General features: G+C 71.1%; 8 protein-coding genes, 1 pseudogene and 1 riboswitch. Of the genes and pseudogenes, 6 read left to right on the top strand and 3 right to left on the bottom strand.

Going from position 1 to position 13,828, the window contains the following annotated elements:
* Nucleotides 1-115: 115 nt before the first annotated feature.
* Together ACZ5VQ_RS07760 and ACZ5VQ_RS07755 are read right to left on the bottom strand one after the other, a co-directional pair.
* The gene (locus tag ACZ5VQ_RS07760; RefSeq protein WP_469104136.1) at nt 116-3,388 is read right to left on the bottom strand and encodes an AfsR/SARP family transcriptional regulator; all 3,273 of its coding nucleotides are present in this window, start codon (nt 3,386-3,388) and stop codon (nt 116-118) included.
* Between the two features lie 134 nt (nt 3,389-3,522).
* Complete coding sequence (locus tag ACZ5VQ_RS07755) at nt 3,523-4,218, bottom strand: glutathione S-transferase C-terminal domain-containing protein (RefSeq protein WP_469104135.1); 696 nt, start codon at nt 4,216-4,218, stop codon at nt 3,523-3,525.
* A 209-nt stretch (nt 4,219-4,427) separates the two neighbouring features.
* Nucleotides 4,428-4,573, bottom strand: a riboswitch (SAM riboswitch).
* A 271-nt stretch (nt 4,574-4,844) separates the two neighbouring features.
* On the opposite strand from ACZ5VQ_RS07755, the gene ACZ5VQ_RS07750 reads away from it, so the two are divergent.
* The 4 genes from ACZ5VQ_RS07750 to ACZ5VQ_RS07735 all read left to right on the top strand — a co-directional run bounded on the left by ACZ5VQ_RS07750 (nt 4,845) and on the right by ACZ5VQ_RS07735 (nt 10,267).
* Entirely contained in the window at nt 4,845-4,967 is a 123-nt protein-coding gene (locus ACZ5VQ_RS07750) for a putative leader peptide (protein WP_267924769.1), read from the top strand.
* 75 nt (nt 4,968-5,042) lie between these two features.
* Nucleotides 5,043-6,323, top strand: a complete 1,281-nt coding sequence (locus tag ACZ5VQ_RS07745; RefSeq protein WP_469104134.1) for an LLM class flavin-dependent oxidoreductase — start codon at nt 5,043-5,045, stop codon at nt 6,321-6,323.
* 22 nt (nt 6,324-6,345) lie between these two features.
* Complete coding sequence (locus ACZ5VQ_RS07740; protein WP_469104133.1) at nt 6,346-7,758, top strand: NtaA/DmoA family FMN-dependent monooxygenase; 1,413 nt, start codon at nt 6,346-6,348, stop codon at nt 7,756-7,758.
* A 106-nt stretch (nt 7,759-7,864) separates the two neighbouring features.
* A complete protein-coding gene (locus tag ACZ5VQ_RS07735) occupies nt 7,865-10,267 on the top strand; it encodes a SpoIIE family protein phosphatase (RefSeq protein ID WP_469104132.1) in 2,403 nt (800 codons plus the stop codon).
* A 159-nt stretch (nt 10,268-10,426) separates the two neighbouring features.
* Here the strand turns inward: ACZ5VQ_RS07735 and ACZ5VQ_RS07730 are convergent.
* Nucleotides 10,427-11,470 (bottom strand): annotated as a pseudogene (locus tag ACZ5VQ_RS07730) (RNA polymerase sigma factor); the annotation flags it as partial.
* A gap of 323 nt (nt 11,471-11,793) precedes the next feature.
* Between ACZ5VQ_RS07730 and ACZ5VQ_RS07725 the strand changes: the two are divergent.
* Together ACZ5VQ_RS07725 and ACZ5VQ_RS07720 are read left to right on the top strand one after the other, a co-directional pair.
* Nucleotides 11,794-12,063 (top strand): hypothetical protein, encoded by a 270-nt coding sequence (locus ACZ5VQ_RS07725; RefSeq protein WP_469104131.1) that lies wholly within the window; start codon nt 11,794-11,796, stop codon nt 12,061-12,063.
* A 98-nt stretch (nt 12,064-12,161) separates the two neighbouring features.
* Nucleotides 12,162-13,763: a glycoside hydrolase family 43 protein gene (locus ACZ5VQ_RS07720; protein ID WP_469104130.1), complete on the top strand. Its 1,602-nt coding sequence runs from the start codon at nt 12,162-12,164 to the stop codon at nt 13,761-13,763.
* The last annotated feature ends 65 nt before the right edge of the window (nt 13,764-13,828 follow it).

Genomic DNA, 13,828 nt, shown 5'->3' with positions numbered 1-13,828 from the left:
TGTTGCCGCCTGGTCCGTCAGGCCGGATCGACAGGCGGCGACGGCAAGCTATGGGGCAGGACTGGACATCCACTGGACGGTGGTTGAACGGCCGAACGGCTGGGGCTCCGCGCGCTCACGGTCCCGAAGTGGTCGACGACGCGGTGGCTGCCACCCACGGCCCCAGGGCCCGGCGGGCTTGCTCGACGCCCGCGTGCGCCCGTGCCAGCTGGTCGTGTTCACCGGTGACGGCCGCGACCGTCGCCGCGGTGGAGTGATGGTCGAGCGCCTCGTCGTGACGGCCGCTGCCGTGCAGCGCCTCGGCGAGGCCGTTGAGCGCCGCCGCCTCGCCGTAGCCCTCCCCGTTCTCCCGGAACAGTTCGAGGGCCCGTCGCTGACAGGTGACGGCGGCCTCGAACTCGCCCTGCCTCAGCCGGATGTCGCCGAGGCCGGACAGCGCGTACGCCTCCCCGCCGTGGTGCCCCAACTGCTGGAAGAGCGTGAGGGCCTGCTCCTGACACTCGGCGGCGGCCTCCGAACGGCCCAGCCGCAGAAGGGCGTTGCCGAGGTGGGAGAGGGTGCGGGCGCGACCGATCCGGTCACCGGTCAGATCGTGCAGGGCGAGGGCCTGCCGTTGGTGGTCGGCCGCCTGTTCGTACTCGCCGAGCCGCAGACGGACATTGCCGAGATTGGTGAGGGTGCGTGCCTGGCCCACCTGGTCGCCGGTCTCCCGGTAGAGCGCGAGGGCCTGTTGATGGTCGTGCGCGGCGTCGCGGAGACTGCCCAGCCGCCAGTGGACGTTGCCGAGGTTGGACAGGGTTCTGGCCCGCCCCGCGAGGTCGCCCGTCCGGCGGTGCAGTTCGAGGGCGCGTACGAGGTGGTCCTCGGCCGATCCCGGGTCGGCGAGCCGCCAGTGCACGACCCCGAGATTGGTCAGCGCGTGGGCCTGCCCGCCCAGGTCACCGATCGTCTCGGCGGCCCGCAGGGCGTGGCGGTGGATCTCCAGCGCCTCGGTGTGGTGACCGGAGTCGAGGTGGCGGAACAGCAGAGCGGCCAGTCGGACGGCGTGCCGGGGACTGCCGCGGTCCGCGGCCACCGCGCAGACGGCGGCCAGCGTCGGCCGCTCGGCGTCCAGCCAGGCCCGTGCCGCCGCCGCGTTGCCGACGACGGGCGAGACATGGACGGAGGGTGCGACGGCGGGCCTGTGGTGCCGCTCGGCCGGGTAGAGCGTGTCCATGGCCGCCGCGGCCGTGCCCAGATAGTGGTCGAAGAGACGGACCAGCGCGGCCTGCCGGTCGGCCTCGGAGTCATGCGTACGGGTCAGGCGAAACGCGTAGGCACGCAGCAGGTCGTGCGTGCCGAACCGGCCCGGCCGGGCGGGCTGAAGGAGGTGGGCACGGGCCAGCGACGCCAGGGTCCCGGCGGCGTGTGCGGGGCTCTCACCGGCGTCCGCGGGCTCGTCGGCCGGTACGACCTCCGACGCGCGGGCCGGCGTCCGGCCCGGCAAGTGGTCCGACGCGTGCTCCGGCGTGTGGCGTGGCGCGCTGCCCGGCACCTCGCCCGACCGGGTGCCCGGCACGTGTCCGGGTCTCTCGGCCTGCGCGGCGCCCGGCACATGGGCATGCCCCTCGCCCGGCACGCGGACCGGTGCTTCGCCGATCAGCGCCGCGACCGCATGGGCGTCCGCGTCAGGTCCCGGGTGCAGGCTCAGCAGGCGGAAGGTGCGGGCGGCCGGGGCGGGGAGTCGCTCGTAGGACCAGGAGAACACCGCCTCCACCGCCGCACGCCGGTCGCCACCCGCGTCCAGGAGATCGAGCCGCCGCTGCTGGTCGGCCAGCTCCGCCACCAGGTCCGCCAGCCGTGACGACGGGTGGGCGACGGCGAGTTCGGCCGCGACCCGGAGGGCCAGCGGGAGACGTGCGCACTGTTCGGCCAGGGCGGCGGCCGGCCCCGGCTCGGTGTCGACACGCGCCCCGACGAGCGTGCGCAGCAGGGCGACCGCGTCGGACGGCGGAAGCGGGCCCAGACCGATACGGCGGGCGCCGTGCAGGGCCACCAGTCCCGCGAGGCTGTCCCGGCTGGTGACCACGACCGAACAGGCCGGCGAGCCGGGAAGCAGCGGGCGGACCTGTTCCTCGGACAGGGCGTTGTCGAGGACCAACAGCATCCGCCGGTCGGCCAGTTCGGTCCGGAACCGGCTCGCGCGGTCGTCGACGTCGAGCGGGATCGCGTCACCGGGAACCCCGAGGACGCTGAGGAACCGAGTGAGGGCGTCGCCGGGAGGCATGGGGCGCTCAGGGTCGTAGCCGCGCAGGTTGACGTAGAGCTGGCCGTCGGGGAAGCGGTGCCGTGTGCGGTGCGCCCAGTGCACGGCCAGTGCGGTCTTCCCCACTCCGGCAGTGCCGGAGACGACCGAGACGGCCCCGGCCGTCGGGCTGTCCGCCGCGGCGGCCAACAGCCTGTCGAGTGCGGACAGTTCCGGGTCACGGCCCGCGAAGTCGGGTACGTCCGCCGGGAGTTGTGCGGGTAATCGGTGCGCCGAAGGCGGATACGGGGGCACGTGGGCGGGCACCTGAGCGGGCAACTCGGCGGCGCCTGCCGTGCCATGGCCGTCGGCGGGAGCGTGCCCGGCGCCGGGAGTCGAAGGCCGGGGGCGGCGGCGCAGCAGGGCGGCATACGCCTCGGCCAGCGCGGGGCCGGGGTCGACGCCGAGCTCGTCGGCCAGCCGACGGCGGCTCCGCCGGTAGACGGCGACCGCCTGGTCGCGCCGCCCGACAGCCTCGTACGCCCGGATGAGCCGGGCCTGGGCATCCTCGTCCAGCGGCTGCGCGACCGCGGTCTCCTCCAGGACGGGCAACGCGTCGGCGGTCCTGCCCGCCGCGATCATGGCCTCGCCGTACTGGGCGACCGCACCACGACGTTCCTCCGCCAGCGCGACGACCACCGGGTGGGCGGAGAGGAAGGGCAGGTCCGCGAGGGGCGGTTGCTGCCACAGCCCGAGCGCGTCGGTCAGCAGTGCGGCCGCCCGCTCCTGGCCGCCGCCCCTCCCGTCCCGTCGTACGGTCACCGCCCCGGCGACCAGGTCCCTGAAGCGCAGCAGGTCTATGGCGTCGTACGGGACGCGCAGCGCGTAGCCGTCGCCGAGCCGGGGGAGCACCGCACTGCGGGCGCGTGGTGGCCGGTCCGGTTCCAGCAGGTGGCGCAGGTGCTTGATGTGGGTCTGGACGACGTTCGACGCGGTCGCCGGCGGGCGCTCGCCCCACAGCGCGTCCGCGAGTCCGAAGAACGGCAGTTGCTGTCCACGGGACACGGCGAGCAGGGCCAGTACCGCGCGGCGCTGGGGCGAACCGAGGTCGAGGCGGGTGCCGTCCCGCCATGCGCATACCGGTCCGAGTACCTGAATGCGCATGCGTCCCCCGCCCGCCGTTTTACAATTCCCCCACTATTCCCTTTCTCTATCTCCCTCATCGGCATATCCGGAAGGCGTATTCCGGCCCAGTGCCGCGCAGTTGTCACACCGGTTCGTGGGCCTGCGCCGAGCGCTCAGTGCTCGTCGGCGGAAAGGCCCGGGTGATCGCCGAGGCGTCGTACGTAATCCTCGATGTGGCGGTACGCGGTGAGGGTGCCGGCCGCGTCGAAGTGGTCGAGGTGGGTGAGTGTCACCCAGAGGTCCCTGTCCGTGGTGCTGAGCTCATCGCCCAACACGTAGGGGTGGCAGGCGAGTTGCCGGTCGAGCCGAGCCAGTGCGGACTCACACGCTCCGTCGGCGAGCAGGCCGGCGAGGTCGCGGAGGATGTCGGGCGCGTGGTTGCTGACGACGCGTCCGCTCCAGCGGTCGCACAGCGCGGGCGCGGTGAGCGGGCCGTCGTAGTGGTGCCAGGTCGCCTCGTAGGCGCCGCGCAGTGATGCGAAGGCATCCGGCGTCTCGGCGGGGAGCTTCAGGAGCGTGGTGGTGAGCGAGCCCTTGAGGCCGAGCAGGTCGAGGACGACCGCTACACGCCCCGAGTAGGGACAGGCCTCGGACAGGTACAGCTGATAGCGGTGCGGCGCCGGGTAGAAGCCGCCCGCGAGACCGACGCCGATACGGCCGCGGAAGCGGTGCGGACGGGCGGCCGGACCGGGGACGGCCGTGCCGCCGGCGGCTGTGCCACGGCCGGACGAGTGAGTAGCGGTCGCGCGAGAGGCCGCCGACGTGAAGGTGTCAGTGCTGCTGGAACCGCGGGAAACTGTCTCGGGCATGACTCTCCAGGGGGAACGCGGAGGCCCTGGCCGCCTCGTGGGCGCCAGTGGCGGAACGGAGTGACTGCGCTGCCGTACAGGTCCGGATCGGTCGGACGCGTAGCGGATCAGTAAGCGCTGGAGACACGCGACAAATCGATGTGCAGGCGCCTCGTCAAGCCGTTCCTGGACATTCCCACCGGTCCTGCCGTCGGGGCTCGCGAGACGCGAGACCACGCTTGCCCCGCCGCTCCGGCGGAACCCGGTCGTCACCCGGGGCACCCCGTCGCGGTGGAAGGGTTGCCTGCCAGCGGGCCGGGGCCGATGACCGCACGAACGGGGATTCCCCGCACGACGGGCGCTGGCAATCGTGACCGTCCCCGCCAGTGTTGACGCGGTCCGCGGGACCGTCAAGACGGCGTCTCAGCAACTGGGCATCCGGCCGCCGGACCACCGGACCGGCTTCGCACCTCGTGACGGGAAGCCTCCCGACAGGAACTCCGAACGAGAACTCCCCATGGCAGGAAGAAAAGGCACAGCCGTACTGTTGTGCCCGTTGACGACGATGCGGTGCCCCATCGAGGGCCCGCGAATATGAGGTCGGCCGGACTCCCGTCCGCCGGGCCGGAAGTGCGGAGGTGACGCAGGTGCGAGCCCGAACCGTGTCCCGCCGCGGCGTCCCGAAGGCCGCCCCGCTCCATCGCGTACGCCTCTACTCCCGGCCGCACATCGACCTGCTGCGCGTTGCCGGCGCGCTCTGTTGCTCCTGACCTGTATCCCACGCGGCCGCGCCCTCAGGTGAGGGCCGGCTTCCTCGTACGGTCGATCAGGAAGGCACACCCCTCGTGTCCTCAGCACCTTCTGCCCTGCCCTCTTCAGCCCATCTGCACCTCGCCGTGGCACTCGATGGCGCCGGCTGGCACCCCGCCGCCTGGCGCGAACCGGTGGCCCGGCCCCGGGAACTGTTCACCGCCCAGTACTGGGCCGACCTCGTCGCCGAGGCCGAGCGCGGACTTCTCGACTTCGTGACCTTCGAGGACGGCCTGGGACTGCAGTCCTCGCACTTCATCGAGCCGGACGGGCGGACCGACCAGGTCCGCGGCCGGCTCGACGCCGTTCTCGTCGCCGCCCGTGTCGCCCCGCTGACCCGCCACATAGGCCTGGTGCCGACCGTGGTGGCCACGCACACGGAGCCGTTCCACATCTCCAAGGCCATCGCCACCCTCGACTATGTGAGTTCCGGCCGGGCGGGCCTGCGGGTGCAGTTGACGGCACGACAGAACGAGGCGGCGCACTTCGGCCGCCGTACGCTGCCCCGCCTGGATGCCTACGACAGCCCGGCCACGCGGGATGTGGTGACCGAGCTCTTCGACGAGACGGCCGACTACGTCGAGGTCGTGCGCAGACTCTGGGACAGCTGGGAGGACGACGCCGAGATCCGGGACGTGGCCACCGGCCGCTTCGTCGACCGCGACAAGCTCCACTACATCGACTTCGAGGGCCCGCACTTCAGCGTCAAGGGCCCCTCCATCACCCCGCGTCCGCCCCAGGGCCAGCCCGTCGTCAGCGCACTCGCACACCAGACCGTCCCGTACCGGCTGGTGGCCCGCTCCGCCGACATCGGCTACGTCACCCCGCACGAGACCGACCAGGCCCGCGCGATCGTCGCCGAGATCCGCGCCGAACAGGCCCTCGCGGGCCGCGCCGACCAACCCCTGCACGTCTTCGGCGACTTGGTGGTTTTCCTCGACGACGATCCGGCCGCCGCGGCCGCCCGCAGGGACCGCCTCGACGCCCTCGCGGGAGCGCCGTTCACCAGCGACGCCCGCGTCTTCACCGGCACACCCGCCCAATTCGCCGACCTGCTCCAGGAGCTGCGGTCGGCCGGGCTGAGCGGCTTCCGGCTGCGTCCCGCCGTCCTCTGCCACGACCTGCCGGCCATCACCCAGGGCCTGGTGCCCGAACTCCAGCGCCGGGGTGCCTTCCGCCGCGCCTACGAGGCCGACACCCTGCGCGGACTGCTCGGACTCGCCCGCCCGGCCAACCGCTACGCCGCCAAAGCCGTTGCCGATGTCAACGCCAACGCCAACGCCAACGCCAACGCCGCTGCCAACGCCACCGCCTGAGCCGGACGGAGACCGCAGGACCATGAGCAAGCCGCTGAAGCAGATCCACCTGGCCGCCCACTTCCCCGGCGTCAACAACACCACCGTGTGGAGCGACCCGGAGGCCGGCAGCCACATCGAGTTCAGCTCCTTCGCGCACTTCGCGCGGACCGCCGAACGCGCCAAGTTCGACTTCCTCTTCCTCGCCGAAGGGCTGCGACTGCGCGAACAGGGCGGAAAAATCTACGACTTGGACGTCGTCGGCCGCCCCGACACCTTCACCGTCCTCACCGCGCTCGCCGCCGTCACCCAGCACCTCGGCCTGACCGGCACCATCAACTCCACCTTCAACGAGCCCTATGAAGTGGCTCGGCAGTTCGCCAGCCTTGACCACCTCTCGGACGGGCGCGCCGCCTGGAACGTCGTCACCTCCTGGGACGCCTTCACCGGCGAGAACTTCCGCCGCGGCGGCTTCCTCCCGCAGGACGAGCGCTACTCCCGGGCCAAGGAGTTCCTGGCCACCGCGAACGAACTCTTCGACTCCTGGCACGGCGACGAGATCGTCGCCGACCAGGAAACCGGCACCTTCCTGCGCGACGCGAAGGCCGGCGCCTTCGTCCACCAGGGCCAACACTTCGACATCGAGGGGCAGTTCAACGTCCCGCGCTCCCCGCAGGGCCGCCCGGTGATCTTCCAGGCCGGCGACTCCGAGGAGGGCCGCGAGTTCGCCGCCTCCAGTGCCGACGCGATCTTCAGCCGGTACGCCACGCTCAAGGACGGCCAGGCGTTCTACACGGACGTCAAGGGACGCCTGGCCCGCTACGGCCGTACCCCCGACCAGTTGCTGATCCTGCCCGCCGCGACCTTCGTCCTCGGGGACACCGACGCCGAGGCGGAGGAACTGGCACGGGAGGTGCGCAGGCAGCAGGTCAGCGGGGCGACCGCCATCAAGCACCTGGAGTTCGTCTGGAACCGCGACCTGTCCGCGTACGACCCCGACGGCCCGCTGCCCGACATCGACCCCGACCTCGGCGAGCACACCGTGGCGCGCGGCCGGGCCCAGGTCCGGATGTACCGCGACCCGCTGGCCACCGCCCGCGAGTGGCGGGAGCGCGCGGCCGCCAACAACTGGTCCATCCGCGACCTGGTCATCGAGACCGGCAACCGCCAGGCATTCGTCGGCTCCCCGGCCACGGTCGCGGCCACCATCGACGACTTCGTCCAGGCCGACGCGAGCGACGGCTTCATCCTCGTCCCGCACATCACCCCCGGCGGCCTCGACGCATTCGCCGACACGGTGGTCCCGCTGCTCCAGGAGCGCGGAGTGTTCCGCACGGAGTACGAGGGCACGACCCTGCGCGACCACCTGGGCCTGGCCCATCCCGATTCCCGTACGACTGCCGACGCCGATGCCGCCGCCGACATCGGTGAGCGGGGTGAGCGGGTGGCTTCGTGACGGTCCCGGAGGTCACCCCGACCGGGTGGGCACGAGGCCGCGGAGTGGGGGTGGAAACCGGTCATCTGGCTTGATGCGGATGCCGAAGGGGACCATTCTTGTACACATGGTGACATTGCCGCGCGACGGAGGACCGGCGGCCACGGCCGGTGACGCCATGGCGGTGGTCGACGCGAGCGGCAACGTCACGGGCTGGAGCGAGGGCGCACGGCTGCTGACGGGGCACACGGCCGAGGACGTGACCGGGCGGCCGGCGTCGGAGCTGGTGGCGGGGGACCCCGCGGCGGCCCGGCACGCTCTGCTCACACACGGCGACGCGGTCGTGGCCGTACGCCACAAGGACGGGCGGCGACTGGAGCTGGCGCTGCGGATGTGCCCGCTGCAGGGCGGGGAGGGGCGGCCGCCGGGGTTCGTCATCACCGCGACCCCGGACCGGGTCGAGCGGGCCTCGGGCGAGCGGACCCTGGGCGAGCTGGCCTTCAAACAGGCGTCGATGTCCATGTCGATCTTCGACACCGGGCAGCGCTACCTGCGGATGAACGACTTCGCGTGCCAGGTCATGGGGCAGCCCGAGGAGGCGTTCCAGTACCGGTACTTCCCCGACACCGTGGAGAACGCCGAGCACAGCCGTGGCTTCCTGCGCCATCTGGAGATCGTCGTCGAGACCGGGCAGCCGGTCCACTACGAGAGCTGGACCCGCTCACCGTCCGGCCGTCGCATGCACGCCTGGAGCTTCGAGATGTGGCCGGTGCGGGACCAGGCCGGAGAGCTGCTGGGCACCGCGCTGGCAGGGTTCGACAGCAGCGAGCAGTACTGGGCGCGACAGCGGCTGGCCCTGTTGAACGAGGCCGCCGGCTCCATCGGCACCAGGCTCGACGTGATCCAGACCGCCCGTGAACTGGCCGAACTGGCCGTGCCCAGGCTCGCCGACTTCGCCAGTGTCGACCTGCTGGACTCGGTCCTCCAGGGCGAGGAACCCGGGACGGGGCCGGTGGAGGGCGGCGTGGAGCTGCGCCGGGTCGCCCACCACTCCGACACCCCCGGTGTGCCGGAGGCGGCCATCGACCTGGGTTCCGCCGACGTCTACCCCGCCTTCTCCCCGCCCGCCCGCGCCCTGGCCACCGGTGAGCCCGTGCTCACCCGGACCGGCGACAGCGGCCTCGACACCTGGTTCGCCGAGCACGGCGCCCGCTCCGCCAAACTGCGCGAGGGCGAGGACCACGAGCTGTCGCTGATGGCCGTGCCGCTGGTGGCACGCGGTACGACACTGGGCGTGGCCGTCTTCGTACGGATCCTCACTCCCGAGCATCCCGACGCCTTCGACCTGGACGACGTGTCGCTGGCGGAGGAACTGTCCAGCCGGGCGGCCGTCTGCGTCGACAACGCCCGCCGCTACACCAAGGAGCGCACCACCGCGCTGGCCCTGCAGCGCAGCCTGCTGCCCCAGGTGATGGCGGGGCAGGCGGCCGTCGAGTTCGCCTCCCGCTACCTTCCGGCGCTGTCGCAGGCGGGGGTGGGCGGAGACTGGTTCGACGTGATCCCGCTCTCCGGGACCAGGGTGGCGCTGGTCGTCGGGGACGTCGTCGGACACGGCCTCCACGCCTCCGTGACCATGGGCCGGCTCCGTACGGCGGTCTGGACCCTCGCCGATGTCGACCTGCCGCCGGACGAGCTGCTCACACACCTGGACGACCTGGTCGGACACCTCGCGGCCGACGAGAGCGCGATGATCGGCGAGATCGGCGCCACCTGCCTGTACGCGGTGTACGACCCGGTCTCCCGCCAGTGCACCGTCGCCTCCGCCGGCCACCCGCCGCCCGTCGTACTGTTCCCGGACGGGACGGTGAAGGTCGTCGAGGTCGCCGCGGGACCGATGCTCGGCGTCGGCGGGCTCCCGTTCGAGGCCACCGAGCTGGACGTGCCCGAAGGCGCTGTACTGGCCCTCTACACGGACGGTCTCGTCGAGGCCCGTGACGTCGACGTGGACGCGGGCACCGCCGCCCTCTGCACCGCCCTGGCCGCCCCGGCCGGGAATCTGGAGGACACCTGCGACAACGTCCTCAAGGCCCTGCTCCCGCAGCGCCCCGCCGACGACGTGGCGCTGCTCCTGGCCCGTACCCGGGCCCTGGACACCGACCAGGTGGCCGTGTGGGACCTGGAGTCCGATCCGGCGCTGGTCGCCACGGCCCGGCAGTACGCCACCGAGCAGCTGACCCGCTGGGGGCTCGACGAGGCCGCCTTCGTCACTGAACTCGTCGTGAGCGAACTGGTCACCAACGCCATCCGCTACGGCGGCTCCCCGATCCAGCTCAGACTCATCCGCGACCGCACGCTCATCTGCGAGGTCTCCGACGCCAGCAGTACCTCGCCCCATCTGCGCCGGGCCCGCACCTTCGACGAGGGCGGCCGGGGTCTGCTGCTCGTCGCGCAGCTCACCGACCGCTGGGGAACCCGGCCGAGCGGCACCGGAAAGACCATCTGGGCCGAGCAGGCACTGCCGGTGCAGTGAGCACCGGGCCGGACTCAAGGAAGCCGGACTCAAGGAAGCCGGACTCAAGGAAGCGGGCGGGGCTCAGGGAGTCGGGCCGGGCTCAAAGAATCGGGCCGGACTCAAAGTGTGGGGCCGGGCTCAAGAACCGGGCCCGGGTCACGCATCGGGCGGCTCGGCTCAGTCGAGGCCGACGTAGTCGCGCAGGGCCTGGGAGCGGGAGGGGTGGCGCAGCTTCGACATCGTCTTGGACTCGATCTGGCGGATGCGCTCGCGGGTTACTCCGTAGACCTGGCCGATCTCCTCCAGGGTCTTCGCCTGTCCGTCCAGCAGCCCGTAGCGCAGGGTGATGATGCCTGCCTCGCGCGGGGTCATATGGGCGAGGATCTCCTGGATGGTGTCCTTGAGCAGGAGGAACGTCACCGCGTCGAAGGGGGAGATGCTCTCGCTGTCCTCGATGACGTCGCCGAGTTCGCTGCCGCCGTCCTCGCCGAGCGGCAGGTGCAGCGAGACGGGGTCCTTGGTGTAACCGTCGAGCTCGATGACCTTGGAGATGGGCAGCTCCATCCGCTCCGCCACCTGCCCCACCGTGGGCTCGACGCCCAGCTCCTGGAGCATCTCCCGGCGGAGCCTGGCCATTCTGTTGATGACCTCCACCGCGTGCACCGGAATGCGGATCGTACGGCTCTGGTCGGCCAGGGCCCGTGTCAGCGCCTGCCTGATCCACCAGGTGGCGTAGGTCGAGAACTTGAAACCCTTGACGTAGTCGAACTTTTCCACGGCTCGAATCAGGCCTGTGTTGCCCTCCTGGATCAGGTCCAGAAAATTGAGACCCCGTCTCGTATAACGCTTGGCGATGGAGACGACCAGGCGGAGGTTGGCCTCGATGAGGTGGGATTTCGCCCGGTGGCCGTCCTCGACGAGGACTTTCAGCTCGCGCCGGAGCGCCGGATCGAGATCGGGCTCTTCTTCGAGCCGGTGCTCGGCGAACAGGCCGGCCTCGATCCGCTTGGCGAGGTCGACCTCCTGTGCGGCGCTGAGGAGACGGACCCGGCCGATCACCTTCAGGTAGTCCCGGACAGGATCGACCGAGGCACCGTCGGAGCCGAGCCGGGGCTCGGGAGCGTCGGCGTCGTAGTCCGGAGACAGCAGAAGAGTCTCCTGCCCCTGTCCCTGTTGTTCCGGGGTATCCGTCTCCATTGCGGTCAACATCTCTTCCCGTGCCTCAGTTCTTGGTGCAAACTCAACAATGTCGAGCAAGACCTTCGGTCTTCAGGAATCCTGAATTCTCGTCGTCCACGGTGCTGTTTGCTCGGCGTGGGAATCTTCATCAGGCTCGCCCCATTACGGTACACCCGCCGGAGCCCCGGTCGGCGGCCCCGCATTGCCTCGAAATGTGGGTGACATGAATCACGTCGTCCGCGCGGTTGATTTTCTCGAAGGATTCTGAACGCCCAATATTCCGTGGCCCGCACGGGCGGGGTGAGCCCATACTTCGACACCGGTGAGCACGCAGACTCCCGGGGAGATCCCCGAAAAGTGGCGCGGTGCGTCTGCTCGACCACGACCCGGACACCGGCACCATACTGCTGGAGCGACTGGACGCGGCGCGGCCGCTGTCGTCGCTGACCGATGATGACGCCGCACTGCGGATCCTCGCCGACCTGTTGGGGCGCTGGGCCGGGAGGGGGTTAGGAGGCGGCCCCGAGGCGTGTCGTGCGTGCGGGTCGTACTGGGCTGGTCGCGCAGTTCCCCGCGCCCCTGAAGGGCGCCCCCTCCTGAGCCACGCCCAAGTGCCCAGCGAAAGTTTCGAATAGCGGTGCCTGCGCGAGGGGAGCGTTGACCCCGCGGGAACCGGTTCCTACATTGAGCGCGCCTCAGCGAGGCGTGGCGGACTCCGTGTGAAGGGACCTGCATGACCGTGGGCCACATCAACAACCCCGTACTGCCCGGATTCCACCCGGATCCGAGTATCGTGCGCGTCGGCGCGGAGTACTTCCTCGCCACCTCCACCTTCGAGTGGTTCCCGGGTGTGCCCGTGCACCGCTCTACCGATCTCGTCCGCTGGGAGCACGCCGGTCACATACTGGACCGGCCCGATCTGCTCGACCTGCGCGGAGTCGCCGACTCGGCGGGTGTGTGGGCGCCCTCGCTCTCGCACCACGAGGGCCGGTTCTGGCTCGTATACAGCATCGTGCGGACCATCGGGCACCCGTACAAGGACGTCGACAACTACCTGATCACGGCCCCGTCGATCGACGGCCCGTGGTCCGAGCCGGTGTTCCTCAACTCCTCCGGCTTCGACCCGTCGTTCTTCCACGACGAGGACGGCCGCAGCTGGCTGCTCAACATCCAGTGGGACCCGCGCGACGGCCACCCGTCCTTCGCCGGGATCGTGCTCCAGGAGTACGACGCCGACAAGCACGCCCTGACCGGACAGCCGCGCACGATCCTCACCCACGAGGAACTGATCGAGGGGCCCAACGTCTACCGGCGCGACGGCTGGCACTACCTGATGCTCGCCGAGGGCGGCACCGGCTGGAACCACGGCATCCTGATGGCCCGCTCGCGCGAACTGACCGGACCGTACGAACTCGACCCGGACGGCTCGCTGTTGACGACCCGCGACGCCCCGGACTGGCCGCTGCAGAAGGCCGGTCATGGTGAACTGGTCGAGACGCCGGAGCGGGAGTGGTACCTCGCCCACCTGGCCTCCAGGCCCGTACGGACACCGGACGGGCCGCGCTGCATCCTCGGCCGGGAGGCCTGTCTGCAACGTGTGGTCTGGACGGACGACGGCTGGCTGCGGCTGGCGGACGGAGGGCGGCGGCCGAGTCCGGAGGTTCCGGCGCCCAAGGGGATGGAGCCTGGACCGCTCGCCCCGTCCGCCGCCAGGGACGACTTCAACTCGCTCTCTCTGGAGGGGAGATGGAGCACGCTCCGCGCGCCTGCCACCCCCGACTGGCTGACCCTCCGCGAGCGTCCCGGACATCTGCGGCTGCGCGGCAGGCAGAGCCTGCACTCGCGGTTCGACCAGAGCCTGGTCGCGCGGCGGCTCACCTCGGTGCGCTGCGAGGTGACGACGGTCGTCGACTTCCGCCCCTCGCACTTCAGCCAACTGGCGGGCCTCATCTGCTGGTACGACACGTCGACGCACTTCTATCTCCGCCTCACCCATGTCGAGGGCCGAGGGCGCGTCCTGGGCGTGGTCCTCACCGACGACGGCGCGTACGGAGAGCTCCCGGACAGTGAACTCGTCACGGACGAATGGCCGTTGGTGCATCTGCGGGCCCGGTTCGACGGCGCGGAACTCCGTTTCTCCGCGTCGCCCGACGGCACGGACTGGCGTGCCGTGGGCCCCGTACTGGACGCGAGCAAGCTCTCCGACGACTACGGGGACCGGCTGCGGTTCACCGGCGCATTCGTCGGCATCTGCGCGCAGGACCTTGGCGGCACCCGCACCCCGGCGGACTTCGACTGGTTCGAGATGCGGGAGCTCGACGACGGCCGGCAGTAGGTGCTCTGCGATCTGCCGCTGAACAACCGGTTGTGCGGCCATATTGAGGGTCGAACCGCCCGTCG

Source organism: Streptomyces sp. NPDC033178, assembly GCF_055577685.1.
This window is presented reverse-complemented; position numbering and strand designations above follow the sequence as displayed.